At 42.6% G+C, this 26,924-nt stretch carries 24 protein-coding genes and 1 pseudogene; 21 read left to right on the plus strand and 4 right to left on the minus strand.

Features of this window, described 5'->3' with window-relative positions:
- Position 1: 1 nt before the first annotated feature.
- Positions 2-1,204 (minus strand): cardiolipin synthase, encoded by a 1,203-nt coding sequence (gene cls, locus QFZ28_RS02995; RefSeq protein ID WP_307193275.1) that lies wholly within the window; start codon positions 1,202-1,204, stop codon positions 2-4.
- A 216-nt stretch (positions 1,205-1,420) separates the two neighbouring features.
- Here cls and QFZ28_RS03000 point away from each other — a divergent pair, with 216 nt between their 5' ends.
- The 10 genes and pseudogenes from QFZ28_RS03000 (at position 1,421) to QFZ28_RS03045 (ending at position 15,502) form a co-directional block, all read left to right on the plus strand.
- Positions 1,421-3,520, plus strand: a complete 2,100-nt coding sequence (locus tag QFZ28_RS03000; protein WP_307193276.1) for a 4Fe-4S dicluster domain-containing protein — start codon at positions 1,421-1,423, stop codon at positions 3,518-3,520.
- A 192-nt stretch (positions 3,521-3,712) separates the two neighbouring features.
- Positions 3,713-4,900: an acetyl-CoA C-acetyltransferase gene (locus QFZ28_RS03005; RefSeq protein WP_307193277.1), complete on the plus strand. Its 1,188-nt coding sequence runs from the start codon at positions 3,713-3,715 to the stop codon at positions 4,898-4,900.
- A 211-nt stretch (positions 4,901-5,111) separates the two neighbouring features.
- Positions 5,112-5,963, plus strand: coding sequence for a 3-hydroxybutyryl-CoA dehydrogenase (locus QFZ28_RS03010; RefSeq protein WP_307196935.1), 852 nt, complete (start codon positions 5,112-5,114; stop codon positions 5,961-5,963).
- 14 nt (positions 5,964-5,977) lie between these two features.
- A complete protein-coding gene (locus QFZ28_RS03015) occupies positions 5,978-7,108 on the plus strand; it encodes an acyl-CoA dehydrogenase (RefSeq protein WP_307193278.1) in 1,131 nt (376 codons plus the stop codon).
- A 193-nt stretch (positions 7,109-7,301) separates the two neighbouring features.
- The gene (locus QFZ28_RS03020; protein WP_307193279.1) at positions 7,302-8,441 is read left to right on the plus strand and encodes an acyl-CoA dehydrogenase; all 1,140 of its coding nucleotides are present in this window, start codon (positions 7,302-7,304) and stop codon (positions 8,439-8,441) included.
- A 218-nt stretch (positions 8,442-8,659) separates the two neighbouring features.
- Positions 8,660-9,316: a TetR/AcrR family transcriptional regulator gene (locus QFZ28_RS03025; protein WP_307193280.1), complete on the plus strand. Its 657-nt coding sequence runs from the start codon at positions 8,660-8,662 to the stop codon at positions 9,314-9,316.
- Between the two features lie 26 nt (positions 9,317-9,342).
- A pseudogene (gene icmF, locus QFZ28_RS03030) lies at positions 9,343-12,610 on the plus strand (fused isobutyryl-CoA mutase/GTPase IcmF).
- Positions 12,611-12,748: 138 nt separating this feature from the next.
- Positions 12,749-12,958, plus strand: coding sequence for a hypothetical protein (locus QFZ28_RS03035; RefSeq protein ID WP_307193281.1), 210 nt, complete (start codon positions 12,749-12,751; stop codon positions 12,956-12,958).
- 129 nt (positions 12,959-13,087) lie between these two features.
- Complete coding sequence (gene rpoE, locus QFZ28_RS03040) at positions 13,088-13,672, plus strand: DNA-directed RNA polymerase subunit delta (protein ID WP_307193282.1); 585 nt, start codon at positions 13,088-13,090, stop codon at positions 13,670-13,672.
- Positions 13,673-13,906: 234 nt separating this feature from the next.
- Complete coding sequence (locus QFZ28_RS03045; RefSeq protein ID WP_307193283.1) at positions 13,907-15,502, plus strand: CTP synthase; 1,596 nt, start codon at positions 13,907-13,909, stop codon at positions 15,500-15,502.
- Between the two features lie 218 nt (positions 15,503-15,720).
- On the opposite strand, the gene QFZ28_RS03050 is transcribed toward QFZ28_RS03045, so the two are convergent.
- Positions 15,721-16,221, minus strand: a complete 501-nt coding sequence (locus tag QFZ28_RS03050; protein ID WP_307193284.1) for a DUF2529 domain-containing protein — start codon at positions 16,219-16,221, stop codon at positions 15,721-15,723.
- A 167-nt stretch (positions 16,222-16,388) separates the two neighbouring features.
- Between QFZ28_RS03050 and QFZ28_RS03055 the strand changes: the two genes are divergently transcribed.
- The 5 genes from QFZ28_RS03055 (at position 16,389) to rho (ending at position 22,067) form a co-directional block, all read left to right on the plus strand.
- The gene (locus tag QFZ28_RS03055; RefSeq protein ID WP_045515921.1) at positions 16,389-16,760 is read left to right on the plus strand and encodes a response regulator; all 372 of its coding nucleotides are present in this window, start codon (positions 16,389-16,391) and stop codon (positions 16,758-16,760) included.
- 230 nt (positions 16,761-16,990) lie between these two features.
- Positions 16,991-17,848: a class II fructose-bisphosphate aldolase gene (locus QFZ28_RS03060; protein WP_307193285.1), complete on the plus strand. Its 858-nt coding sequence runs from the start codon at positions 16,991-16,993 to the stop codon at positions 17,846-17,848.
- 350 nt (positions 17,849-18,198) lie between these two features.
- Entirely contained in the window at positions 18,199-19,488 is a 1,290-nt protein-coding gene (locus tag QFZ28_RS03065; RefSeq protein WP_307193286.1) for a UDP-N-acetylglucosamine 1-carboxyvinyltransferase, read from the plus strand.
- A 79-nt stretch (positions 19,489-19,567) separates the two neighbouring features.
- Positions 19,568-20,530: a class II fructose-bisphosphatase gene (gene glpX / locus QFZ28_RS03070; protein WP_307193287.1), complete on the plus strand. Its 963-nt coding sequence runs from the start codon at positions 19,568-19,570 to the stop codon at positions 20,528-20,530.
- Positions 20,531-20,801: 271 nt separating this feature from the next.
- Positions 20,802-22,067, plus strand: a complete 1,266-nt coding sequence (gene rho / locus QFZ28_RS03075) for a transcription termination factor Rho (RefSeq protein WP_307193288.1) — start codon at positions 20,802-20,804, stop codon at positions 22,065-22,067.
- Positions 22,068-22,081: 14 nt separating this feature from the next.
- Here the strand turns inward: rho and QFZ28_RS03080 are convergent, their stop codons facing one another.
- Positions 22,082-22,294 carry a hypothetical protein gene (locus tag QFZ28_RS03080; protein WP_307193289.1) on the minus strand — a complete coding sequence of 71 codons (213 nt, stop codon included), beginning with the start codon at positions 22,292-22,294 and terminating at the stop codon, positions 22,082-22,084.
- Between the two features lie 118 nt (positions 22,295-22,412).
- On the opposite strand from QFZ28_RS03080, the gene rpmE reads away from it, so the two are divergent.
- From rpmE to prmC, 5 genes are all read left to right on the plus strand, one after another.
- Positions 22,413-22,634 carry a 50S ribosomal protein L31 gene (rpmE, locus tag QFZ28_RS03085; RefSeq protein ID WP_045515911.1) on the plus strand — a complete coding sequence of 74 codons (222 nt, stop codon included), beginning with the start codon at positions 22,413-22,415 and terminating at the stop codon, positions 22,632-22,634.
- Between the two features lie 117 nt (positions 22,635-22,751).
- Positions 22,752-23,363, plus strand: coding sequence for a thymidine kinase (locus QFZ28_RS03090; protein ID WP_307193290.1), 612 nt, complete (start codon positions 22,752-22,754; stop codon positions 23,361-23,363).
- 101 nt (positions 23,364-23,464) lie between these two features.
- The gene (locus QFZ28_RS03095) at positions 23,465-23,908 is read left to right on the plus strand and encodes a hypothetical protein (RefSeq protein WP_307193291.1); all 444 of its coding nucleotides are present in this window, start codon (positions 23,465-23,467) and stop codon (positions 23,906-23,908) included.
- Between the two features lie 154 nt (positions 23,909-24,062).
- Entirely contained in the window at positions 24,063-25,136 is a 1,074-nt protein-coding gene (gene prfA / locus QFZ28_RS03100) for a peptide chain release factor 1 (RefSeq protein WP_307193292.1), read from the plus strand.
- Entirely contained in the window at positions 25,129-25,971 is an 843-nt protein-coding gene (gene prmC / locus QFZ28_RS03105; protein WP_307193293.1) for a peptide chain release factor N(5)-glutamine methyltransferase, read from the plus strand. Before prfA ends, prmC begins: the two co-directional genes overlap by 8 nt.
- A 351-nt stretch (positions 25,972-26,322) precedes the next feature.
- Here the strand turns inward: prmC and QFZ28_RS03110 are convergent, their stop codons facing one another.
- Positions 26,323-26,448 (minus strand): hypothetical protein, encoded by a 126-nt coding sequence (locus QFZ28_RS03110; RefSeq protein WP_257029233.1) that lies wholly within the window; start codon positions 26,446-26,448, stop codon positions 26,323-26,325.
- A gap of 163 nt (positions 26,449-26,611) precedes the next feature.
- Between QFZ28_RS03110 and QFZ28_RS03115 the strand changes: the two genes are divergently transcribed.
- A complete protein-coding gene (locus QFZ28_RS03115; RefSeq protein WP_307193294.1) occupies positions 26,612-26,815 on the plus strand; it encodes an alpha/beta-type small acid-soluble spore protein in 204 nt (67 codons plus the stop codon).
- Positions 26,816-26,924: the final 109 nt, after the last annotated feature.

Consider the following 26,924-nt stretch of genomic DNA (forward strand, 5'->3'; position numbering starts at 1 on the left):
ACTATAAAAAGAATGAAATAGCCCCGGCAATGACTTCCTTTACGGACCTGTATAAATATTTTTTATTGAGGTCCTCCAGCTTCAATGGTTTTGAATCAAGAACATCCTTATGGAGGACATCCCTAAACCGATCCACAAAGGCAGGATCAAAAAAATAACAATTAATTTCTTTGTTTAAAAACAAACTTCTTTTATCAAAATTAGCCGTACCGATATCACACAGATGATCATCGATAATGATTGATTTGGCATGGTAAAAACCATTCTTATACTGAAAAGCCTGTGCTCCTGCTTCCAACATCAAACGTAAATATCGGTATGAAGCTTCTTGTACAAGCATATGATCCGTTATATAGGGCACAACGATGGTAATCTTAATGCCGCGCTTTGCCGCACGAAGCAGTTCATGGATGAGTTTTTTACTTGGAATAAAATACGGAGTACCAATGGTAATCGACTTTTTTGCGTTTTGAATTAAGTTGAAATACTTATCTTCAAGGCGTCCTGCCTCCGTCGGAACCAATTGATGTGGTATTGTCCCTTTGGGCTGCTCAGGAGCATAACGAGAATCTACAATCACATGATCAGAAGCGTACTCATTCCAATCAACAAAAAACTCACGCTGCAGGTACGGCACACTTTCACCAGTAATCTTTAAATGGTAATCACGCCAGGGACTCAGCTTCGGATCTTGATCGATATATTCTTTACCAACATTAAAGCCGCCAAGATAACCAATTTTGCCATCAATAATGGAAATCTTACGGTGGTTTCGCACCTGGGAGGAATAGAAAAGGAATGGAAGCCGTAATCGATTGCTAAAGGCAAATTGAACTCCTGCATTACGCAATTCTTTTATTGCCGGCTTTTTCACCTGATAACTGCCAACCCGGTCGACCAGCAGTCTAACTTCGACGCCTTCCTTTGCCTTTGCTTTTAAAATATCGAAAAACTGCTGGCCAAAATGATCATCCCTAACGATGTAAAAGAGGATATGAATATGGCTTCGTGCCATTTTCAATTCATGAAAGTAATCAGCAAACAGCCCTTTTCCATGCGGAAAAATATCAAAGTCTCCGTACAAAATCGGCGTTTCCCGTTTGCTGAAAATTGAACGATGCTTTTTTCTTCCTAAGGTAAGATCGAGATAAAACCATACAATAATAAGAAGTATAAGAGCAATGACGATGGATGGTAAATTCATCAGTATCGTTCCTCCAATCATTTCTTTTAGGTTTGCCAAACAGAGTCTATAGTATGAATTTCAATAAATGTCGAATCATTTTTTAATAAAACCATTTGACTGAATGCTCATTCATTATATAATGGTGGTAACAGTAGTCAGAAAATTTTATTGTTTTGAAATTTTCTACCTAAAACAAACAATTTAGGAATAGAAAAAACAAAGGGGGCGTATTGAATGAATGGGCTTTTATGGGTGAACCTTATTGCATTCCTAACTGTAACCGCTTACGCTGTCAGTCTATTCGTTTATGTAGTTAAAACGAGGATTGAATTCATTAAGCTGGGGAAAAAAGTCGAGTTTGACAACAAAGTCAAAGAACGAATGCAGAAAATCTGGGTCAATGTTTTTGGTCAGAAGAAGTTATTAAAGGACAAAAAGAGTGGAATCATGCACGTCATGTTCTTTTATGGATTTATTCTTGTCCAATTTGGTGCGATTGATTTCATTTGGAAGGGATTAGTACCAGGCTCTCATTTACCGCTTGGGCCGCTGTATGCAGGGTTTACCTTTTTCCAGGAAATTGTGACACTGATGATCCTAGTTGCGGTCATATGGGCTTTTTATCGCCGTTATGTGGAAAAGCTTGTCCGCTTGAAGCGCAATTTTAAATCAGGTCTTGTGTTGATTTTTATCGGCGGGTTAATGCTTTCCGTTCTTGTAGGAAACGGAATGGGCATTATCTGGCACGGCCACGAAGCTACTTGGACAGAGCCAATTGCGTCGTTAATTGCGCTTATTTTTTCAGGCATTGGTGAAACCGCTTCAATTGTCATCTTTTATGTGGCATGGTGGGTACATTTATTATTCTTACTAACCTTCTTAGTGTATGTTCCACAATCCAAACACGCACATTTAATTGCCGGACCGGCAAATGTATATTTTAACCGTTTAGAAAAACCAGGTAAGTTGAAGAAGGTCGATTTTGAGGACGAGTCACAAGAATCCTTCGGGGTTGGAAAAATTGAAGACTTCACGCAGCACCAAATGATTGACTTCTACGCTTGTGTAGAATGTGGACGCTGTACCAATATGTGTCCTGCAACAGGTACAGGAAAAATGTTGTCACCAATGGATTTAATTGTGAAAATGCGTGATCATCTAACCAATCATGGTGCGGCTGTTACCTCCAAACAACCGTGGGTGCCGACCTTTGCGTTTGGTAACACAAGGGGGAACCAAATCGCACTTGCTGCAAGTGGTCAAGGTGCACAAGAATCAGCAGCAACGCTTGCTTATAATCCAAGCTTGATTGGCGATGTCATTACGGAAGAGGAAATCTGGGCGTGTACGACTTGCCGTAACTGTGAGGATCAATGTCCAGTTATGAACGAACACGTTGATAAAATTATTGACCTTCGCCGTTATCTTGTTTTAACAGAAGGAAAGTTAGATGCAGACGCTCAGCGCGCGATGACCAACATCGAACGTCAGGGTAACCCTTGGGGCTTGAACCGAAAAGAGCGTGAAAGCTGGCGTGAAGTTCGCGAGGATGTTGAGATTCCGACGGTAAAAGAAATGAACAAAAAAGGCGAAGAGTTCGAATACTTATTCTGGGTTGGGTCGATGGGATCCTACGACAACCGCAGCCAGAAAATTGCTCTTTCCTTCGCCAAGCTATTAAATGAAGCAGGCGTGAAGTTTGCGATTCTCGGAAATAAAGAGAAAAACTCTGGTGATACACCGCGCCGTCTCGGCAATGAGTTCTTGTTCCAAGAGCTTGCAACGAAGAATATCGAGGAATTCGAAAAGGCTGAGGTTAAGAAGATTGTTACGATTGACCCGCACGCCTACAATATTTTCAAAAATGAATACCCGGACTTCGGGTTAGAGGCAGAGGTTTACCATCATACGGAAGTACTTTATCAGTTAGTTCGTGATGGAAAACTTATTCCGAAACATGCAGTCAACGAAAAAATTACCTTCCATGATTCATGTTACTTAGGTCGTTACAATGATGTGTACGATCCACCTCGTGAGATTTTAAAATCAATCCCAGGTGTACAGCTGGTGGAAATGGAACGAAACAGGGAAACCGGAATGTGCTGTGGTGCAGGCGGCGGCTTAATGTGGATGGAGGAAGAAACCGGACACCGTATTAACGTTGCCAGAACCGAGCAGGCTCTTGCCGTGAATCCTTCTGTGATCAGTTCTGGATGTCCGTACTGTTTAACGATGTTATCGGACGGAACAAAGGCAAAAGAGGTAGAAGAAAAGATTTCAACCTATGATGTGGCAGAATTGCTAGAGAAAGCGGTTTGTGGGGAAGTAGCTTAATTGTTTAAGGCAGAAGTTGATTCCGTTATTTGAATTCATAAAATTTTAGGAATTTTGTGTAAAATAATTCAACTTCTGCTCTTTTTTATGTAAAATAGATAGTGGGTAGTGAAACGCTTACATTTTTTTTAAACAGAAATCGAGCGAGCGTTCAGTCAATTAAAGGATTAAAGAATAGGGAGAGTGCGTGGAATGGGGAAAACAGTTATTTTGAGCGGCGTTAGAACACCATTTGGGAAATTTGGCGGAGCACTTAGCAGTCTGACAGCTTCACAGCTTGGCGGCATTGCGGTCAAAGAGGCGATTGCACGCGCTGGAGTGAATCCTGAAGATGTACAAGAGGTTATTTTAGGTACGGTTTTACAAGGCGGCCAGGGGCAGATTCCTTCACGCCAAGCAGCAAGAGAGGCTGGACTGGCTTGGGAAGTAAAAACAGAAACCATCAATAAAGTTTGTGCTTCGGGAATGCGCAGTGTCACGTTAGCTGATCAAATCATCCGTGCAGGCGATGAAGAGTTAATTGTTGCAGGCGGTATGGAATCGATGAGCAACGCCCCATATATTTTACCAAAGGCACGCTGGGGATTAAAAATGGGCGATTCATCAGTTAAGGATTTAATGATTCATGATGGCTTAAGCTGCAGCTTCACAGGGGTCCATATGGGAACCTACGGAAATTCAACAGCAAAAGAAATGGAAATCAGTCGTGAAGCGCAGGATGAGTGGGCCTTAAGAAGTCACCAAAAAGCAATTGCCGCAATCGAAGGCGGTATTTTTGCAGAAGAAATCGTGCCTGTCACCGTCCCACAGCGTAAAGGTGCGCCGGTTGCAGTTGAGCATGATGAATCACCACGAAAAGACACCTCTATCGAAAGACTTTCAAAATTAGAACCTGTTTTTAACTCAGACGGAACAATCACAGCAGGAAATGCACCTGGAATCAATGACGGTGCGGCGGCTCTTGTTTTAATGAGTGAGGAAAGAGCCTTACGCGAAGGCCTGAAGCCGGAAGCTGTTATCCTAGGGCATGCAGCAGTAGCGGTTGAAGCAAAGGATTTCCCTCAAACACCAGGACTTGTCATCAACAGCTTATTGAAAAAAACTGGAAAAACCGTAGAAGAAATTGACTTATTTGAAATCAATGAAGCATTTGCAGCTGTTGCCTTAGCAAGTGGAAAAATTGCAAACCTTGATCCAGAAAAGGTCAATGTCAATGGCGGTGCGGTCGCGTTGGGTCATCCAATCGGCGCGAGCGGTGCCCGGATTATTATCACGTTAATGCATGAATTGAAACGCCGTGGCGGCGGAATTGGGATTGCCGCGATTTGCAGCGGCGGCGGTCAGGGTGATGCGGTGATGATTGAGGTTCCGAGGGTTTAAGGGATTTCCAGAAAATGTCTAATTGTCCAAAAGGGCTTAATAATAGTCCATAACGACAAGAAAAAAGTCCAAAAGGTCATGAAAATGGTTCAAAACACGTTGGAAAAAGTCCAAAATACGCTGAAAAAGGTCCAAAACTCAAATATGCCCAAAAAACTAGAACTATAAAGGGGGCTTGAATGCATTTCAAGCCTTAATTGGAGGGGAAGTAATGAAGGTTGAAAAGGTAATGGTTATCGGAGCGGGGCAAATGGGTTCCGGGATTGCTCAGGTTTGTGCCCAGGCTGGCTACACGGTGTACCTCAATGATTTAAAGCCGGAATTCGTGGAGCGCGGGTTAGGTGTCATCAGCAAAAATTTATCCAGAAATGTGGATAAAGGCAGAATGACAGAGGAGCAAAAACAAGAGGTTCTGAATCAAATCACTGCCTCTACGGATCTGAATGATGCCCGTACGGTTGACCTCGTGATTGAAGCAGCGGTTGAGAATATGGAAATTAAAACAAAACTCTTCGCGCAGTTAGATGAAATTGCGCCAGTACATGCGATTTTGGCGAGCAATACTTCATCTCTGCCTATTACGGAAATTGCTGCAGCAACGAAACGTCCGGAACAGGTAATTGGCATGCACTTTATGAATCCGGTGCCCGTTATGAAGCTAGTGGAAATCATTCGCGGCTTAGCTACTGCCGATGAGGTTTACCAAGTGATTGAGGATATGACCAAGACGCTCGGCAAGGTTCCTGTTGAAGTAAATGACTTCCCTGGATTCGTTTCAAACCGAATTCTCATGCCGATGATCAATGAAGCGATTTATACGCTGTATGAAGGTGTGGCAACGAAGGAAGCCATCGATGAAGTCATGAAGCTTGGGATGAACCACCCGATGGGACCGTTGACGTTAGCTGATTTTATCGGACTTGATACTTGCCTTTATATTATGGAAACCCTCCATGAAGGCTTTGGCGATACAAAATACCGTCCATGCCCGCTACTGCGAAAGTATGTTAAAGCTGGCTGGCTTGGTAAGAAATCCGGTCGAGGCTTCTACACATACGAATAGTTGGGAGTGTTACTATGAATCTAAGATTTACAGAAGAGCAGGAAATGATGCGGAAAATGGTTCGCGATTTTGCTGAAAAAGAAATTGCCCCGTTTGTCGAGCGGATGGAAAAGGGCGAATTTCCACGTGAAGTTCTTCGAAAAATGGGTGAGCTCGGTTTGATGGGAATTCCGGTTCCTGAAAAATACGGTGGTGCTGAGATGGATTTTGTCTCTTATATCATTGCGATTAACGAGATTTCCCGTGTCAGCGCGACCGTAGGCGTCATTCTTTCTGTTCATACATCGGTCGGAACGAATCCAATCTTGTATTTTGGCTCGGATGAACAAAAGCAACGGTTTTTGCCGAAATTGGCTTCAGGAGAGTATTTGGCGGCGTTCTGCTTAACGGAGGCGGGTTCAGGATCGGATGCAAAAAGCATGAAATCCCGCGCGGTTAAAAAGGATGACCATTATGTGATCAACGGCTCGAAGATGTTTATCACGAATGGCGGCGAAGCGGATGTTTACATCGTCTTTGCTTCCACCAATCCTGAATTAGGCAGTAAAGGTATCTCGGCGTTTATTGTGGAAAAAAACTCACCTGGCCTTGTGATTGGCAAGGATGAACATAAGATGGGACTTCATGGCTCAAGAACTGTACAGCTATCTTTTGAAGACATGCGCGTGCCTGTCGAGAATCTTCTGGGTCAAGAAGGAGAAGGCTTTAAAATTGCGATGGCCAACCTGGATGTTGGCCGAATCGGGATCGCGGCTCAAGCATTAGGGATTGCAGAAGCGGCACTTGGTGCGGCGGTGGAGTATGCAAAAGAACGTCAACAATTTGGAAAGCCTATAGCAGCACAACAAGGAATTGGCTTTAAATTGGCCGACATGGCGACGAACGTAGAAGCTGCTAGACTGTTACTCTATCGTGCGTCGGACCTGCGGGCACAGGGTATGAAATGTGGCATGGAAGCTTCGATTGCAAAGTTATTTGCTTCGAAAACCGCTGTGGAGACGGCAACAGAAGCGATTCAGGTGTTTGGCGGATATGGCTATACAGAGGACTATCCAGTCGAGCGCTATTTCCGCGACGCAAAAGTGACCGAGATTTATGAGGGAACGAGTGAGATTCAGCGGATAGTGATTAGTAAATATCTTTAATTGGTAGATTAGTAGTTTGTGGATATATGGTCATATGTGTAGATATCGTATTGAAACCTATAGATTCTCTAGCTAATTGTAGAAGCTGTATGGTTTTATGTAGAAGCTGTATGGTTTTTTGAATAAACTGTACGCTTTTTTGTAAAAACTGTACGGTTAATGAGAGCAGTTACCCTTAAGGAGGACGTATATAATGAATTTTCGCTTATCGGAAGAACATGAGATGATTCGGAAAATGGTTCGGGATTTTGCTCGAAATGAGGTCGCTCCAACAGCGGCTGAGCGTGATGAGGAAGAGCGGTTTGACCGTGAGATTTTTGACAAGATGGCGGAGCTTGGCTTAACAGGGATTCCGTGGCCAGAGGAGTACGGCGGCATCGGCAGCGATTTTCTAGCATATTGTATTGCAGTTGAAGAGCTCTCAAGAGTTTGTGCGTCAACAGGCGTAACATTATCCGCACACACTTCACTAGCGGGCTGGCCAATCTATAAATTCGGTTCCGAAGAACAAAAACAACAATACCTTCGTCCGATGGCGGAAGGAAAAAAAATCGGAGCGTACGGGTTAACAGAACCAGGCAGCGGTTCGGACGCCGGCGGGATGAGAACAACAGCAAGACGTGAAGGCGATCATTACGTCCTCAATGGTTCAAAAATTTTCATCACGAATGGCGGAGTAGCCGATATTTACGTGGTTTTTGCCTTAACAGATCCATCGAGCAAACAAAAAGGAACCACCGCATTCATTGTTGAAAGTGATACACCAGGCTTCTCAGTAGGGAAAAAAGAAAAGAAACTTGGCATTCGTTCTTCACCAACAACCGAAATTATTTTTGAAGATTGCAAGGTGCCTGTCACCAACAGATTGGGTGAAGAGGGGGAAGGTTTCAAAATTGCGATGATGACGCTTGATGGCGGCCGTAATGGGATTGCAGCGCAAGCGGTTGGAATTGCACAGGGTGCGCTTGACGCTGCGGTCGACTATTCAAAAGAACGCCAGCAGTTTGGGAAACCAATTGCTGCAAACCAAGGAATTGCCTTCAAGCTTGCGGATATGGCGACAAATATTGAAGCAGCAAGACTATTAACCTATCAAGCGGCATGGCTTGAGTCGCAGGGTCTGCCGTACGGTAAAGAATCAGCAATGTCAAAATTATTTGCTGGCGACACAGCGATGAAGGTGACTACGGAAGCCGTACAGGTATTTGGCGGGTACGGTTATACCAAGGATTACCCAGTGGAGAGATTCATGCGTGACGCAAAAATCACGCAAATTTACGAGGGAACACAGGAAATCCAACGCCTCGTTATCTCGAGAATGGTAACGAAATAAATATAAAAGCGGAAGCGCCTTCGGAACAAGCCAAGCCTTGTTCCTGTGAGGATTAATCTAAGTAGCTTTCCTTAGTGCACAGGGGCGAAAGGCATAAGACGAGCCGGCGAGAAGGTTGTTCTTTAACCTTCTTGACGGATTGGCTTATGACCGAGGAAAAAGCGACTTTCTTTTTCCACGAGCCCCTAGGCGCTGGAGCTAGCAAGGTGGTATCGGGGATGAAAAAGCGAGAAGTGCAGGCTTCAGTAAAAGATGAACGCCTTGTACAAAGAAGACGGGATCAGATGATCAAAGGGGCCGTATCACTTTTTAAAGAAAAAGGGTTCCACCGAACGACGACAAGGGAAATAGCGAAGGCAGCAGGTTTTAGCATAGGAACCTTATATGAATATATTCGTACGAAGGAAGATGTTCTTTACCTAGTTTGTGATAGTATTTATGACCACGTAAGCGAGCGGCTTCAGGAGGACCTTGAGCATAAGCAAGGCACACTGGAAAGCCTGAAGCATGGGATTGCCAACTATTTTCGGGTTATTGATGAAATGCAGGAGGAAATCTTGGTCATGTATCAAGAGGCCAAATCGCTCACCAAGGATGCCCTTCCCTATGTATTGAATAAGGAAAATGAAATGGCGGCGATGTTCGAAAAACTCATCACTCTGTGTGTGGAAAACGGCGAACTGAATTTGTCTGAAAAGCAAATTAGAATCCTTTCTCATACGATTATTGTCGAGGGGCAAATGTGGAGTTTCCGCCGCTGGACACTGCAAAAATTATTTACCTTAGAAGAATACATTGAAATGCAAACGGAGTATTTATTTTCAGGGATTAACGGAGTAAGTAAGGCATTGCAAAAAGGGACGATTACGAAGTGAATTTTTCCAAACAAAGGGGGAGACAAATGAGCACGACGGAGGTTTATCAGCCGAAGCATCATATTCGTTTTGTAACGGCGTCTAGTTTGTTTGATGGTCACGACGCTTCGATTAATATTATGAGAAGAATTCTGCAGGCGAGCGGAGCAGAGGTCATCCATCTTGGCCATAACCGTTCGGTCGAAGAGGTTGTCAATGCGGCGATTCAAGAGGACGCGCAGGGAATCGCGATTTCTTCTTACCAAGGGCGGGCATGTTGAATACTTTAAGTATATGTACGATTTACTGAAGGAAAAGGGTGCGCCGAACATCCGCATTTATGGCGGCGGCGGCGGTGTCATTATCCCGCGTGAGATTAAGGAGCTTCATGATTACGGAATTGCCTGGATTTTTTCACCTGAGGATGGAAGGAAGCTGGGGCTTCAAGGGATGATTAACCGGATGCTGGAGGAATGTGACTTCCCGACCGTTACGGCTGATCATGCTGAGCATATCGAAAAGCTGCCTACTGGTGATGTTAATGCAATATCAAAATTAATTACCCTTGCCGAGCTTCATGTTGATAGCAACCGGGAAGCGGCTGCGGCTGCTGAAAGCCTTCTTGAAAAAGTAAAATCGTTAACAAAGGAGATTCCTGTTGTCGGAATCACCGGTACAGGCGGAGCGGGTAAAAGTTCATTAACCGATGAATTGATACGCCGATTTATCAATGAACTGCCGGATAAAAAAGTGGCGATTCTATCCGTTGACCCGACCAAGCAAAAAACAGGCGGCGCATTATTAGGCGACCGGATTCGAATGAATGCTATCTTTAATCCAAATGTTTATATGCGAAGCCTGGCCACCCGATCCTCAAAATCAGAACTATCGCTTGCGATTAAAGACGCCGTTTCAGTCGTGAAGGCAGCTGGCTTTGACCTAGTAATTGTCGAAACGAGCGGTATCGGTCAGGGAGACGCGGAGATTACCGAAATTTGTGATGTTTCCCTTTACGTCATGACCAGTGAATTCGGTGCACCTACACAGCTGGAAAAAATTGATATGATTGACTTTGCGGACTTAATTGTCATTAATAAATTTGAGCGCAAGGGTTCTGAAGATGCACTTCGTCAGGTGCAAAAGCAATTCCAGCGCAGCCATATGCTGTTCGAAAAAGACACAAGTGAAATGCCTGTATATGGTACGATTGCTAGCCAGTTTAATGATCTTGGCACCAATGCCCTGTTTGCGGCGTTAATTGAAAAAGTAAATGAAAAAATGGGTACCAATTGGGTTACCTCTTTTACTAAACACGCGTTAGTAGAAAAACAAAATGTGATCATTCCAACAGACCGCCGTTATTATCTCCGGGAAATATCGGATACAGTCCGCCGCTACCATCAAAAGGCTGAAGAACAGGCAAATATTGCCCGAAAAATATTTCAGCTCGAAGGCGCCATTGCGGCGGTTAAAGAGACAGATGCAAACGGAGATGTTCTTGCTTCCCTCGAGACGATTAAGCAAGCAACAGAAGAGAAATTAACACCAGAGTCTAAAAAAATACTCAACGGCTGGGAGAAAACAAAGGCTGCATATAAAGCGGATAAATTTGTCACGAGAATCCGTGATAAAGAGATTATTACCGTTCTAAAAACAAAGAGTCTTTCTGGCATCGATATTCCAAAGGTGGTTTTACCGAGGTATAAAGATTACGGAGAGATCCTTCGCTGGGTGTATCGCGAAAATGTACCAGGTTCTTATCCGTTTACAGCGGGAGTGTTCCCGTTCAAACGTGAGGGGGAAGATCCGAAACGTCAATTTGCCGGGGAAGGAACGCCAGAGAGAACGAATCGCCGCTTCCACTATCTTTCAAAAGATGATACAGCGAAACGTTTAAGTACGGCATTTGACTCGGTGACATTGTATGGGGAAGACCCGGATTATCGTCCGGATATTTTTGGGAAAATTGGTGAAAGCGGAGTCAACGTTTGTACGCTGGATGATATGAAAAAACTTTATGATGGCTTTGATCTTTGTCATCCATCTACATCCGTGTCGATGACGATAAATGGCCCTGCGCCGATTATTTTAGCGATGTTCATGAATACGGCGATTGATCAGCAGGTGAAGAAGAAAGAAGAAGAGCTTGGCCGCGTGTTGACCGTTGAGGAATTCGCGCAAGTAAAGGCTTATACGTTAAAAACCGTCCGCGGTACGGTACAAGCGGATATTTTAAAAGAAGACCAAGGTCAAAACACATGTATTTTTTCAACGGAGTTTGCGCTTAGGATGATGGGCGATATTCAACAGTATTTCATCGATAAGCAGGTGCGTAACTATTATTCTGTTTCGATTTCTGGCTATCATATTGCCGAGGCAGGCGCTAACCCTATTTCGCAGCTGGCGTTTACACTTTCAAACGGTTTTACCTATGTGGAGTATTATTTAAGCCGCGGAATGAAGATTGATGATTTTGCGCCAAACTTATCGTTCTTTTTCTCCAACGGTTTGGATCCTGAATATACCGTTATTGGACGGGTGGCACGCCGCATTTGGGCGACAGTTATGCGCGATAAATATGGTGCGGCTGAGCGCAGCCAAAAGCTTAAGTATCATGTTCAAACATCCGGTCGTTCCTTGCACGCACAAGAGATTGACTTTAATGATATCCGTACAACGCTGCAGGCATTGATGGCGTTGCACGATAACTGTAATTCCCTTCATACCAATGCCTACGACGAAGCGATTACAACACCGACTGAAGAATCCGTTCGCCGCGCGATGGCAATTCAGATGATTATTACAAAAGAGCATGGGTTAACGAAAAATGAAAATCCACTCCAGGGTTCCTTTATTGTTGAAGAATTAACGGACCTTGTGGAGGAAGCCGTTCTGCAAGAGTTTGAACGCTTAAATGACCGCGGCGGTGTGCTTGGTTCGATGGAGACGCAGTATCAACGCGGAAAAATTCAAGATGAATCGATGTACTATGAAATGAAGAAGCATACGGGTGAGCTTCCGATTATCGGCGTCAATACGTATTTAAATCCAAATCCTCCTTCAGAAGAAGACATTGACAGCATGGAGCTGGCGAGAGCGTCATATGAGGAAAAAGAATTGCAAATTACCAATTTACGTGCCTTCCAACAAGCACATTCAGCGGAAACTGCAAAAGCATTAGAACGCTTGAAAGCAGCAGCAGTGAACAACCAAAATATTTTTGCAGAACTAATGGAAACCGTACAAGTAGCAAGCCTCGGCCAAATCACAAAAGCACTATACGAAGTAGGCGGGCAATATAGAAGGAATATGTAATTCTTATAACAATGGCTTATGCTAAACTAAGCCATTGTTTTTTGTGTAAAAATAATTTTTCTACTAGTACTAAAATTGGCTATTTTTCTTATATAATAGATGAACGAACATCAATGGATCCCGGGGCAGGTGTTGACAATGAAGATAAACAATACGTTTTTATTTTTTATACTATTTGCCTGGCCGTTATACTATCTCTATCAACACCAATTAGGTGCCATTTCCTTTCTAGTACTGGCAATTTTCTTCTTGTTAAAGGCACTGAAAGAGCTGAAAATGCTAAAAAAAGAGGAAAAACCTGATGATAACCAGCCAAAACGGGAAAAAATCAAGCAAAACAGTAGATAGAACTAGCATAAACGGGAGAATATTGTTTATAATGAAGAATATGTCAAAAAACTAGCACTCTGGTGCTAAAATTTTTGCCCGTTATCACTCATTTTATAGAGTGTTAAATAGAGAAAGGAAGTGCCGATATTGAGTTTACAAAATTTCTCAAAAGAGCAATTAAAAGAGTTATCCCTCATTGAGATGGCGTATGAATTTCTAAAAGGCAGCAAACAACCAATTGCCTTCCACGATTTAATTAAAGAAATTGCTGCAGCTACAGAAATCACAGAGGAACAAATCAAATCAAGAATTGCACAATTCTATACAGATATAAATATCGATGGCCGTTTTCTTTCATTAGGTGATAACCGCTGGGGTCTTCGCGTATGGTATCCAATCGATACACAGGAAGAAGAAGTGGTTACCGTTATTAAACCTAAGAAGAAAAAGGCGAAGAAGGTTGTCGATGAAGACGAACTTGAAGACTTCGATGATATTGATGAGGATTACGAGGAACTGGATGACTTCGTCGATGAAGATGATCTCCTAGACGACGAAGAGGACGATCTCCTTGATGACCTCGACGATGTCGATGATTTGGACGATGACGATGATGTAATCGATGATGACGATGAATTCGATCTTGATGAAGAAGAAGATCTTGACGAAGTCATTGATGATGAGGAAGAAGATTTAGATGAAGTTGAGGATGAAGAGGGCGACCTATTATAGGCTTGACTTTTTATCTCTCGGCTTGTAGAATCTTTTTTGGGCTCCTTTTAAAAGGAACGGATCATAATTTGCTTATTGAGCGCTCCCCTTACATTGCGTAAGCGGAGTGCTTTTTTATTTTGTCAGCCAATGATACACAGCTCTTTCGGCAATCTTTACTAATAAAATTTTTTTATAAAACAAGCCTTAAACAACATGAAGATTGCGCAAACTGATTTAGAGGAGGATTTATTTATGACTAAGTATATTTTTGTAACTGGCGGTGTGGTTTCATCGTTAGGAAAAGGAATTACCGCAGCCTCTTTAGGACGGTTGTTAAAAAATCGCGGGTTAAATGTTACGATTCAAAAATTTGACCCTTATATTAACGTGGACCCAGGAACAATGAGTCCTTACCAGCACGGCGAAGTGTTCGTAACCGGTGACGGCGCGGAAACGGATTTAGACTTAGGACACTATGAACGTTTTATCGATATTAACTTAAATAAGTACAGTAACGTGACGACTGGGAAAATCTATTCTACTGTTTTACGTAAAGAACGCCGCGGTGATTACTTAGGCGGAACGGTTCAGGTTATTCCACACATTACGAATGAAATCAAAGAACGTGTTTTTCGTGCGGGTAATGAAACAAATGCGGATGTTGTTATCACTGAAATTGGTGGAACAGTAGGGGATATTGAGTCGCTTCCATTCCTAGAAGCTATCCGTCAGATCAAGAGTGATATCGGGAGCTCTAACGTCATGTACATCCACTGTACATTAATTCCTTATATTAAAGCGGCGGGCGAAATGAAGACGAAGCCGACACAACACAGTGTAAAAGAGCTTCGCAGTCTTGGTATTCAGCCAAATATCATCGTCGTTCGTACAGAAATGCCAGTTTCACAGGATATGAAGGATAAAATTGCTTTGTTCTGTGATATCGATGCAAAAGCCGTTATTGAATGCCGTGACGCAGATACGCTTTATTCAATTCCATTGGCGCTTCAAGAGCAGCATATGGACCAAATTGTTTGTGACCACTTGAAGCTAACAACACCAGAACCAGAAATGACCGAATGGAAAGCATTAGTTGATAAGGTTTTAAATCTTTCAAGTAAAACACGCATTGGTCTTGTTGGTAAATATGTTGAACTTCAGGACGCGTATATTTCTGTTGTTGAAGCGATGAAGCATGCAGGCTATGCGTTTGATGCCGATGTAGAAATTAAGTGGATTAATGCTGAACATGTGACAGCTGAAAATGTCGCAGAACTTTTGGATGACGTGGATGGAGTCCTTGTTCCTGGCGGCTTTGGTGACCGCGGGGTTGAAGGGAAAATCCAGGCAACACGTTACGCACGTGAAACGAAAAAACCTTTCCTTGGTATTTGTTTAGGAATGCAGCTGGCAACGATTGAATATGCACGCCACGTTCTTGGTTACTCAGAGGCGCACTCTGCAGAGTTTGTCCCTGAAACGAAACATCCAATTATTGATTTACTTCCTGAACAAAAGGATGTTGAAGATTTAGGCGGAACATTGAGACTAGGTCTTTATCCATGCCGAGTGGTTGAGGGCACAAAAGCGTTCGCTGCCTATGAGGATGAAGTGGTATATGAGCGTCACCGCCACCGTTATGAATTTAACAATCATTATCGTCAAGAAATGGAAGAAGCAGGCTTTGTCTTCTCTGGTACAAGCCCAGACGGCCGTTTAGTTGAGATTATTGAGCTTCAAGATCACCCATGGTTTGTTGCGTCTCAGTTCCATCCGGAATTTGTCTCAAGACCAACACGTCCACAGCCGCTATTCCGTGATTTTATTAAAGCTTCTTTGCAAAAATAAGATAGTTGGGCCAGTTCTCTTTGTCGGAGGACTGGCCTTTTTTATGGTTGTTGTTTCCATAAAATGTTAAAAAGTCCAAAACCCTTTCAAAAAAGTCCAAAACATACTGAAAAAAGTCCAAAACCCCTTAAAAAAGGTCCAAAACCCTTCTAAAATGGTCCATAACCCCCTAAATATAGTCCAAAACAAAAAAACGACCCCATCAAGGTCGTTCCTTATCACTCATATTCCGCTAAAATCTCATCAATTGTAAATTTTAAGCCATAATAAACGTACAAAGCTGCCATTGAAGACGGATATCCATAGCGATTTCCGAAATCATCGGGCAACAATCCCTTTTTAAGCTGTAAATTAATATGAACATGTGCTAATTCTTCAAGTTTTCCGTCCTCCGATACCGATGTGGATACGGCTACAAAGGGAACACCTTTTTCATGAAGCCCAACAGCTAATTCCACAGCTTCCAGGTCATCGGAATGACGTGTAAACAGAATCACCCTGTCGGCACTGGTCGCAGCATCGACATTTGTTAAAGCGCCTTTTAATGGTTCTGCGCCCTCTAAAGCTTCAAACTCAACTGCCTTCATTTCCTTAAAGCCAACAACATAAATATTCTGACCCTGGGCGAGCAGGCGGGCACCGTCCTCAAAGGAAAACTCCTCTTTTTCTTCAATCCGCTTAAATAATCCGGTCAATTGGGTCGTAAACATTTTCATCAATCAAAACCCCTCCTTCACAAAAATATTATAGCCGTTTATAATGAAAAGACAATTACCATAAAATACCTCAAACCAAATAGAGGATTTTTAGCGGTAATGTCGAAGATTAACTAGTGGAAGATATAGGAATCATTTATAGATAAAACTAGGGTGAAAGAGGTGGAGTTATGAAGGAGAAAATTTTAATTGTTGACGATCAATTTGGGATCCGCATTTTATTAAATGAGGTGTTCTCAAAGGAAGGATATCAAACCTTCCAGGCGGCAAATGGAATACAGGCACTCGATATTGTTACGAAGCATGACCCAGATCTCGTCCTATTGGATATGAAGATACCGGGTATGGATGGTATTGAAATTTTAAAGAGGATGAAAGTCATTGACCCGGATATTCGCGTGATTATTATGACGGCTTACGGTGAACTTGATATGATTCAAGAGGCAAGAAATCTTGGAGCCATTACCCATTTTGCAAAGCCGTTCGATATTGATGATATTCGTGCAGCGGTAAGAAAACACATTCCTCAAAAAGCAAATTAGGCATCTTCAATAAAAAAGTAATTGTCGAAAACTGTTGCCGCTTTCATTGTGAACGTTTATAAAATTGCGTTTCTTTAATGGAATTTTACGATTCTGTTTGGTATGATACTTATGAACTTTTACTTGTCACTTTATCTTTCTCGAATATACATAATCAGTAAAATGTCAGGAAATCCTTAATAGGAAACCCTAATTCGAGAGGATATAAACCATACCAAGGAGGAAATAAAATGCCTTTAGTTTCAATGAAAGAAATGCTCATCAAAGCAAAAGCAGAGGGCTATGCAGTTGGGCAGTTCAACTTAAATAACCTTGAGTTTACCCAAGCTATTTTACAAGCAGCAGAAGCTGAAAAATCACCTGTTATTCTTGGTGTTTCTGAAGGGGCAGCTCGTTACATGGGCGGCTTTAAAACCGTTGTAAAAATGGTAGAAGGTTTATTAGAAGATTACAAAATTACGGTTCCTGTAGCAATTCACTTGGACCACGGTTCAAGCTTTGAAAAGTGTAAAGAAGCAATCGACGCAGGCTTCACTTCTGTTATGATTGACGCTTCTCACCATCCGTTTGAAGAAAACGTAGCAACTACTTCTAAAGTGGTTGAGTACGCTCATTCTAAAGGTGTTTCTGTTGAAGCAGAATTAGGTACTGTTGGCGGACAAGAAGACGATGTTGTTGCTGAAGGCGTTATTTACGCAGATCCTAAAGAGTGTGAAGAGCTTGTTAAGCGCACTGGTATCGACTGCCTAGCACCTGCATTAGGTTCTGTACACGGTCCTTACAAAGGTGAGCCAAAGCTTGGTTACCCAGAAATGGAAGCAATCGGACAAGCTACTGGATTACCACTAGTACTACATGGTGGTACTGGTATTCCAACACATGATATCCAAAAGTCTATTTCTCTTGGAACAGCAAAAATTAACGTAAACACTGAAAACCAAATTGCATCTGCAAAAGCAGTTCGTGAAACATTAGCAGCGAAGCCAGAAGAGTATGATCCACGTAAATACTTAGGCCCAGCTCGCGATGCCATCAAAGCAACTGTTATTGGCAAAATGCGCGAATTCGGTTCATCAGGTAGAGCTTAATAATTTTTTGAGGACATTGTCCTCTTGAAAATACTATCCTATGTTGATACATTGGTAGTAAATTTGAAACCGCCCTTTAACGAATGGGCGGTTTCAAAATGCAATAAATAAACTGAAAATTTGTGAAATTTGTTGAATTTTTAGGAAAGACGGCTAAATTTACCATTTTTTAAAACTTTTTTTGATATTGATACATGAAAATAAAATATTGGTGTAAACTAGATGATAGACAAATTGTCGGATTATGTAAGTTGCTGTTGGAAATAATTACCTAAAGACAAGTGGATTATCAATTTAGTTGTTTAATAAAAGGTCACATTCCATCCCAATGGCATAGAAGGGAGTCGAAAATGGAAAAACTTAAAATTGCGGGCGGATATCCGCTTAAAGGAACCGTAAGAATAAGTGGTGCAAAAAACAGTGCAGTTGCGTTGATACCAGCGACCATTTTAGCAGAATCACCGGTAACAATTGAAGGGCTGCCGGATATTTCCGATGTGGAAATTTTGAAGGACCTGCTCGAGGAAATTGGCGGGAAAGTTGAGCTTTCGGATGATTTTGATATGACGGTGGACCCATCGACGATGATTTCAATGCCATTGCCAAACGGAAAAGTGAAGAAGCTTCGTGCATCTTACTATCTTATGGGGGCGATGCTTGGCCGTTTTAAAAAGGCTGTCATTGGTTTACCTGGTGGATGTCATCTAGGACCGCGTCCGATCGATCAGCATATTAAAGGCTTTGAAGCACTTGGCGCTCAAGTCACAAATGAGCAGGGCGCTATTTATTTGCGTGCGGACGAGCTTCGCGGCGCACGTATTTACCTCGATGTGGTCAGTGTTGGGGCTACGATAAATATTATGTTAGCAGCTGTTCGAGCAAAAGGCCGGACCATTATTGAAAACGCTGCAAAAGAGCCTGAAATTATTGATGTCGCTACCCTTCTTACAAATATGGGCGCAAAAATAAAAGGTGCTGGAACAGATGTTATTCGTATTGATGGCGTTGATAGTCTTCATGGCTGCCGTCATACGATTATTCCTGACCGAATCGAAGCAGGAACTTATATGATTTTAGGTGCGGCTGTTGGTGAAGGTGTATTAATTGATAATGTCATTCCACAGCATTTAGAATCGTTGATTGCCAAGCTTCGGGAAATGGGTGTAAAAATTGAAACAAGCGATGACCGGGTGTTTGTTAACGGTTCAGATAAGCTGAAGTCTGTCGATATTAAAACACTCGTTTATCCTGGTTTCCCAACTGATTTGCAGCAGCCTTTTACCACTCTGTTAACGAAAGCTGAAGGTTCGAGTGTGGTAACGGATACGATTTATGGTGCCCGTTTTAAACATATTGATGAATTAAGAAGAATGAATGCGAACATTAAAGTGGAAGGCCGCTCAGCGATTATTAGCGGACCTGTGAAGCTTCAAGGTGCAAAAGTAAAGGCCAGTGATCTACGGGCAGGTGCCGCGTTGTTTATTGCGGGTTTAATGGCCGAAGGAATCACGGAAGTGACTGGCCTCGAGCACATTGACCGTGGTTATAGCCAGCTCGTCGAAAAATTAAATGGGCTTGGTGCAACCGTTTGGCGTGAAGCTTTATCAAAAGAAGAAGTCGAACAGCTAAAGAATACGTAAATAAGCTATACTAATCCCCCGAATATGTTATACTATTTATATTGACATACATAATAGAAAATTTGGGGGGACTTGGAACATGGAGAGAAGTCTATCAATGGAGCTTGTCCGCGTAACGGAGGCTGCTGCACTTGCTTCTGCACGCTGGATGGGACGCGGTAAAAAAGATGAAGCGGATGGTGCTGCAACCTCAGCAATGCGCGATGTGTTTGACACAATCCCGATGAAGGGAACAGTTGTCATCGGTGAAGGCGAGATGGACGAGGCTCCGATGCTTTATATTGGTGAGAAACTTGGAACTGGATACGGACCTCGTGTAGATGTGGCTGTTGATCCACTTGAAGGTACCAATATTTTAGCTGCTGGCGGCTGGAACGCTTTAGCTGTTTTAGCGATTGCTGACAATGGCAACCTGCTTCATGCACCTGATATGTATATGGAAAAAATTGCAGTAGGTCCTGAAGCAGTAGGTCTAATCGATATCAACGCTTCTGTTCTTGATAACTTAAAGGCAGTTGCCAAAGCAAAAAACAAAGATGTTGAAGACGTTGTTGCAACGGTGTTAAACCGTCCGCGTCATGAGCATATTATTGCTCAGTTACGAGAAGCTGGTGCTCGTATTAAATTGATCAATGATGGTGATGTAGCAGGGGCCATCAATACCGCGTTTGATAACACAGGCGTTGACATTTTATTCGGCTCTGGCGGTGCACCGGAAGGCGTGATCTCAGCTGTTGCCTTAAAATGTCTTGGCGGCGAGATTATCGGAAAATTGCTTCCTCAAAGTGATGCCGAATTAGAGCGCTGTGTGAAAATGGGACTAGATGTCAATAAGGTGCTTCGCATGGAAGACCTTGTTAAAGGAGACGACGCCATTTTTGCTGCTACAGGTGTAACCGATGGTGAATTACTGCGCGGTGTTCAATTTAAGGGGTCATATGGCTCTACCCATTCTATCGTTATGCGTGCCAAATCAGGTACCGTTCGTTTTGTTGAAGGCCGTCACAGCTTGAAAAAGAAACCGAATTTAGTGATTAGATAATTTTTTATAGCAAATACTTATAGTAAGAGGCTAGAAGCAGATTCTAGTCTCTTATCTCCATAAGAGTAGATGACCCCCGCAAATAGAAAATTTCCAGTTGATTATTTTTTTACACTAAGGGTACAATAGATAGTGTTTTATCAAAAAAAGATTCTGCTATTCTATTCATTTCTACAATTTCCTCAATTTTTTTATTATGATGAGACCCTCTATTATACTTAATGTAACTCCGGGAACGGAATAGAGTAAAAATTTTAAAGTGTGGTGTACTATGGAATTAACAATATCAAGTTTAGAAAACATGAAGCTGAAAGAGCTTTATGAGCTTGCGCGCGAATTTAAGGTGACGTATTACAGTAAGTTATCGAAAAAAGAACTTATTTTTGCCATCTTAAAATCACGTGCGGAGCAGCAAGGTTATTTTTTCATGGAAGGCGTACTAGAAATTATCCAGTCAGAAGGATTTGGATTCTTACGCCCAATTAATTATTCTCCAAGTTCTGAAGACATTTATATCTCTGCATCACAAATCCGTCGTTTTGATCTTCGAAATGGGGATAAGGTATCCGGTAAGGTGCGACCTCCAAAAGAAAACGAACGTTATTACGGACTTTTACATGTAGAAGCAGTTAACGGTGAAGACCCAGAATCAGCAAAAGAACGCGTTCACTTCCCAGCATTAACTCCTCTCTATCCAAACAGACACATGAAACTCGAAACCACTCCAAAATATATCTCTACAAGAATTATGGATGTAGTTGCTCCAGTTGGTTTTGGACAAAGGGGCTTAATTGTTGCGCCGCCAAAGGCGGGGAAAACGATGCTGTTAAAAGAAATCGCTAACAGTATTACGACAAATCACCCTGAAGTGGAATTGATTGTCCTGTTAATCGATGAGCGTCCAGAGGAAGTAACCGACATTGAGCGCTCGGTTGCAGGCGATGTTGTCAGCTCGACGTTTGATGAGGTTCCAGAAAACCATATTAAAGTTGCTGAGCTTGTCCTTGACCGTGCTATGCGTTTGGTTGAGCATAAACGCGATGTCGTCATTCTGATGGACAGTATCACGCGTTTAGCTCGTGCGTATAACTTAGTCATTCCGCCAAGCGGCCGGACACTTTCCGGTGGTATCGACCCAGCGGCTTTCCACCGTCCAAAGCGTTTCTTCGGTGCTGCCCGAAACATAGAAGAAGGCGGAAGCTTAACGATTCTGGCAACAGCATTGGTGGACACAGGATCACGTATGGACGATGTCATTTACGAAGAATTTAAAGGTACCGGTAATATGGAACTGCATCTTGACCGTGCACTTGCAGAACGCCGTATATTCCCTGCACTTGATATCCGCCGCTCAGGCACAAGAAAAGAAGAACTGCTTCTTCCAAAAGACCATCTGGACAAGCTATGGGCCATCAGAAAATCCATGTCCGACTCACCAGACTTTGCCGAGCGCTTCTTGAAAAAACTAAAACAAACCAAATCCAACGAAGAGTTCTTCGCACAGATTGGGGAAGAATTAAAAGGCAGAAGATCGTAGAATTTTATGCTGTGTTAAGAAGGAATACTATTGGTTTTAGAACCTGTTGATTTGTGCGGAAGGTGCGAGACTCCTGCAGGAGGACGGGACAGGGGAGACCCCGCAGGCGCTTTAGCGCCGAGGAGGCTTCCCGAACCGCCTGCGGAAAGCGAAGCACCTGGAGCACAAATCAACAGCCTTATATAAGGCTGAATAATGTTTAAATCCATTAAAACCCAACTTGCCAAAATAGATACACCTTGTTATAATGTGAACAGTGTGTTTTTAGTATTTGATGCCGATTTTTAAGACAGGCATGTATATAACTCTGTTTCGAATGATTCAGGGCGGAAGGAGATGAAAAGAATGAAAGCAGGAATTCATCCAAATTATAAAATGGTACAGGTGACTTGTGCATGCGGAAACACTTTTGAAACTGGTTCAGTGAAAAAAGAAATTCGCGTTGAAACTTGTTCAGAATGTCATCCATTCTATACTGGTCGTCAAAAATTCGCTGAAGCTGGTGGACGTGTAGACCGTTTCAACAAAAAATACGGACTTAAAGATCCAAACGCGCAACAACAATAATTTCACAAAACAGGCAAGCAGAAACACTTACTTGCCTGTTTTTTATTGAATAAAACATGTTAAATTTTAAAAATATAGACGTAATAGGTTTCGTACATAGGAAGGAGACGCCGATTTATGTATTTAATGAAGCAACTCGGATGGGTTGAGGTTATCTGCGGCAGTATGTTTTCAGGAAAATCAGAGGAATTGATCCGCCGCGTAAGAAGGGCTCAATTTGCTAAACAAAAAATAGCAGTTTTCAAGCCGAAAATTGACAATCGTTATAGCGAACAATCTGTCGTATCTCATAATGGCAACTCTTTTCATGCGAAGCCGATTTCCCATTCGATTGAGATTTTACACCATGTAGAGGCGGATATCGACATTATCGCCATTGACGAGGTGCAATTTTTCGATGAAGGAATTGTAAGAGTGGTTCAACAGCTTGCTGACAGCGGACATCGCGTAGTCGTAGCAGGGCTGGACATGGATTTCCGCGGCGAACCTTTCGGACAAATGCCAGCTTTAATGGCGGTTGCTGAAACGGTAACAAAGCTTCAGGCTGTCTGCAGTGTTTGTGGTTCGCCATCAAGCCGGACACAGCGCTTAATTGACGGAAGACCGGCATCTTATCATGATCCTGTTATCTTAGTTGGGGCTGCAGAAGCATATGAGCCTCGCTGCCGTCACCATCATGAAGTACCTAAAACTGCATCGTACCGCATACATGAACCTGTGGTGAAATAAGATTGGAAACCGTCTGAGATTCGTCAGGCGGTTTTTTGGAATAATCTTACTAGAACGTTCCTTCAACCTCTTGGGAAAGATAGTTGTAGGAGGTGTAAGCTTTGAAAAAGTGGATAATCCCTTCGTTGTTATCTGTTGTCATGCTAACAGCTTGTATGAAAGGAAATGACACTGAGAATACCGCCTATGACTTGCGTAAAGACACGATAAACCCGAATTATATGTCAAACAGTGTCAATCAAGATGTGGGTCCGATGTCCGACCAAAACCCGAACTTCCTCAATTTGACAGGAACGAGAATGAACGACGCCTCAAATAGAAACAATACCGGCAGAGATATAGATATAGCCAGAGATATTGTAAATGATACCGGTGATTTTAGATCGGAATCGATATGGATTAACAACGCAGGTGATCGAATGACCGTTACAGTAGATAACAGAGGAGGGCTGAATGGCCAAAACCGTGATGACGCCATCGCCAAGCTTCGTACCAAACTGAAACAGTCCCTACCGCGTTATTCATTTGAAATAAGAGAACAATAACATGCTCTGGCTTCAGGGCATGTTTTTTCGTTTTTGTGCTAAAGACCTTCAAAAAACACTCCAAAAAATTTTTCCGGATGAATTTGGTTTTGACGGGGGTTTTCACCTATACTATAATTAGAATGTTATGGAAAAAAACTAGAGGTGAATAACTGTGTTTGATCGTCTTCAATCCGTTGAAGATCGCTACGAAAGATTAAATGAACTTTTAAGCGATCCGACCATTATTAATGATTCAAAGAAACTTCGTGAATATTCAAAAGAACAATCTGATATACAAGAGACCGTACAAACGTATCGTGAATATAAAGAGGTCCGCGAACAACTTAAGGATGCAAAGGCCATGCTTGAGGAGAAGCTCGACAACGATATGCGTGATATGGTCAAGGAAGAAGTAAATGAACTGGAAAAGCAAATCGAGGAACTAGAAGCAAGAATGAAGTTCCTGATGATTCCGAAGGATCCAAACGATGACAAGAACGTTATCTTTGAAATCCGCGGTGCTGCCGGCGGCGAGGAAGCAGCTTTGTTTGCGGGTACACTTTACCGTATGTACAGCCGTTATGCTGAAGCTCAAGGCTGGAAAACGGAACTAATCGACGCGAACCCAACTGGTCTTGGCGGCTACAAAGAAATCAGCTTTATGATCAATGGGCAAGGTGCTTATTCCAAATTGAAATTTGAAAATGGTGCTCACCGTGTTCAGCGTGTGCCGGAAACTGAGTCTGGTGGACGGATTCATACTTCAACCGCTACCGTTGTTTGCTTGCCGGAAGCAGAAGATGTTGAAGTTGAGATTCATGATAAAGATATCCGTTTTGACGCATTTGCTTCGAGTGGCGCCGGTGGACAGTCGGTTAATACAACGATGTCAGCCGTTCGTTTAACACATATTCCAACTGGAATTGTGGTATCTATCCAGGACGAAAAATCGCAGCATAAAAATAAGGATAAAGCGATGAAGGTATTACGTGCGCGTGTTTATGACAAGTTCCAGCAGGAAGCACAGGCGGAGTATGATCAGGTTCGTAAATCTGCGGTTGGTACGGGTGACCGTTCTGAACGTATTCGTACTTACAACTTCCCGCAAAACCGTGTTACCGACCATCGAATCGGTTTAACCCTTCAAAAGCTAGATCAAATCATCGAAGGTAAGCTTGATGAAATCATCGATGCGTTAACGCTAGAAGACCAAACAAGCAAGCTTGAAAGTGGTTCGGATGAGTAAGAAAGTCTATGAAGCTCTGCAATGGGCTTCTTCTTTTTTAAAAAAAGCAAATCGTGATGAAAACGCCGGTGAGCTGCTACTTCGTCACTTCACTAGCATGTCAAGGGCGCAGCTATTTGCGAATGTTCGTGAAGACCTGCCTCAGGACCAATGGGACGTATTTGAAAAAGCTGTCTACGAGCATGTAAAAGGAACGCCGGTGCAATACATAATCGGATTCGAAGAGTTTTATGGCCGGAAGTTTATGGTCAATGAAGAGGTTCTGATTCCGCGGCCTGAAACCGAAGAGCTCGTTTATGAAACATTAAAACGTATCAATAAGCGGGAACTAAAGGTGGTCGACATCGGAACGGGCAGCGGGGCGATTGCGATTAGCCTAAAGCTTGAACAGCCCTCGTTAACGGTATATGCTTCTGATATTGCAGAAGAGTCATTGAAGGTGGCTCGCAAAAATGCAGGCCTGCTGGGCGCTGATGTTGAATTTGTTCAAGGAGATTTACTTCAGCCGTTTCGCGGGCAAAAGTTTGATGTGGTGATTTCCAACCCGCCGTATATTCCTGTAAGTGATATCGAAACCATGTCTGTAGTGGTAACGGAGCATGAGCCGCACCGGGCATTGTTTGCAGGTGAGGATGGACTCGATTTTTACCGCCGCTTTATGGTGGAGCTGCCGGAAGTGATAGCACCAAGTGCGCTGGTTGGCTTCGAAATTGGGGCCGGTCAGGGAGAGGTAGTAGCACACCTTTTTAAAAAAGCGTTTGTGAATGTGAAGGTAGAAGTTCTTAATGATATAAACGGCAAGGACCGGATGGTGTTTGCGGAAATAGCAGAGTGATGGCTCTGCTTTTTTTTTATGGAAAGGCTCTGTTATTATTCGTTGTTGATTTTCGTGTAGGGTTGAGAATTAATAGGCGGAGAATTTCCGGCTATTGTATATAGAGGAACCTTAAAAAGCATATATAAGCGGAGATATTCCGGTTAACTGCTTTAAATAAGACAAATTCCATGGATTTCGATACAATAAGCGGAAAAACTCCGCTTATTTTTAAGGTTAAAATAAGTATTTCCCAAAATAAACGGAAATTCTCCGCTTATATGCAAACACAGTAAAATCAACATTCCGTTTTAACAGGGCCTCTCGAAAAAAAGCGATCCTTCGTGACCGAAGCACCGCCTAATCATGTGATTACTTATTGTGTTGTCGTTCTTGGGCTTTTAAAGCGACTTTTTCAAGTCCAGTATGCGCAAATTCTACATCTGTTTTGGGCATTGCAGGATTATGCTGTACTTTCTTGTTTTTCTGTTTAGACATGTGTTTCACCACCCTCCAAAAAGATGCCAACATCTCTGTTAGTTTGCATTCTTTTTGGAAGGCTATGAATCCAAAACTTACCAGAGATATAATACGAATAATCTAAGCTATCCCCTTCCAAACTATAAGTGTAATACAATAACACAATAGGAGATGATACAAAATGGCAAGAAGCAACAACAGCAATCAGCTTTTAGTTCCAGGAGTAGAACAGGCACTTGAACAAATGAAGTTTGAAATTGCGCAAGAATTTGGAGTACAGCTTGGAGCCGATACATCTTCACGCGCCAACGGATCTGTCGGAGGCGAAATTACAAAGCGTTTAGTAAGTATGGCCGAGCAGCAATTAGGCGGAACTTTCCGTTAATACACATAAAAACCCGCTCGTTGCAGCGGGTTTTACTTTTGGATCTTTCCTGTAAAAAGAAATCTAGTTTTTTTAAATTTACTAGTTTAAGATTCTTGGCATTTGTCCA

It is taken from the genome of Neobacillus niacini, from assembly GCF_030817695.1.
In the GTDB taxonomy this organism is placed as follows: Bacteria; Bacillota; Bacilli; order Bacillales; family Cytobacillaceae; genus Neobacillus; species Neobacillus niacini_F.

Bases quoted from the DNA above. Each gene is read 5' to 3' on its own strand.
- prmC (WP_307193293.1), top strand. From the start codon at position 25,129: ATGAGTAAGAAAGTCTATGAAGCTCTGCAATGGGCTTCTTCTTTTTTA.
- cls (WP_307193275.1), bottom strand. From the start codon at position 1,204: ATGAATTTACCATCCATCGTCATTGCTCTTATACTTCTTATTATTGTA.
- QFZ28_RS03055 (WP_045515921.1), top strand. From the start codon at position 16,389: ATGAAGGAGAAAATTTTAATTGTTGACGATCAATTTGGGATCCGCATT.
- glpX (WP_307193287.1), top strand. From the start codon at position 19,568: ATGGAGAGAAGTCTATCAATGGAGCTTGTCCGCGTAACGGAGGCTGCT.
- QFZ28_RS03005 (WP_307193277.1), top strand. From the start codon at position 3,713: ATGGGGAAAACAGTTATTTTGAGCGGCGTTAGAACACCATTTGGGAAA.
- rho (WP_307193288.1), top strand. From the start codon at position 20,802: ATGGAATTAACAATATCAAGTTTAGAAAACATGAAGCTGAAAGAGCTT.
- QFZ28_RS03045 (WP_307193283.1), top strand. From the start codon at position 13,907: ATGACTAAGTATATTTTTGTAACTGGCGGTGTGGTTTCATCGTTAGGA.
- rpmE (WP_045515911.1), top strand. From the start codon at position 22,413: ATGAAAGCAGGAATTCATCCAAATTATAAAATGGTACAGGTGACTTGT.
- QFZ28_RS03065 (WP_307193286.1), top strand. From the start codon at position 18,199: ATGGAAAAACTTAAAATTGCGGGCGGATATCCGCTTAAAGGAACCGTA.
- QFZ28_RS03060 (WP_307193285.1), top strand. From the start codon at position 16,991: ATGCCTTTAGTTTCAATGAAAGAAATGCTCATCAAAGCAAAAGCAGAG.
- QFZ28_RS03110 (WP_257029233.1), bottom strand. From the start codon at position 26,448: ATGTCTAAACAGAAAAACAAGAAAGTACAGCATAATCCTGCAATGCCC.
- QFZ28_RS03015 (WP_307193278.1), top strand. From the start codon at position 5,978: ATGAATCTAAGATTTACAGAAGAGCAGGAAATGATGCGGAAAATGGTT.
- QFZ28_RS03025 (WP_307193280.1), top strand. From the start codon at position 8,660: ATGAAAAAGCGAGAAGTGCAGGCTTCAGTAAAAGATGAACGCCTTGTA.
- QFZ28_RS03115 (WP_307193294.1), top strand. From the start codon at position 26,612: ATGGCAAGAAGCAACAACAGCAATCAGCTTTTAGTTCCAGGAGTAGAA.
- QFZ28_RS03000 (WP_307193276.1), top strand. From the start codon at position 1,421: ATGAATGGGCTTTTATGGGTGAACCTTATTGCATTCCTAACTGTAACC.
- QFZ28_RS03020 (WP_307193279.1), top strand. From the start codon at position 7,302: ATGAATTTTCGCTTATCGGAAGAACATGAGATGATTCGGAAAATGGTT.
- QFZ28_RS03035 (WP_307193281.1), top strand. From the start codon at position 12,749: ATGAAGATAAACAATACGTTTTTATTTTTTATACTATTTGCCTGGCCG.
- QFZ28_RS03010 (WP_307196935.1), top strand. From the start codon at position 5,112: ATGAAGGTTGAAAAGGTAATGGTTATCGGAGCGGGGCAAATGGGTTCC.
- QFZ28_RS03090 (WP_307193290.1), top strand. From the start codon at position 22,752: ATGTATTTAATGAAGCAACTCGGATGGGTTGAGGTTATCTGCGGCAGT.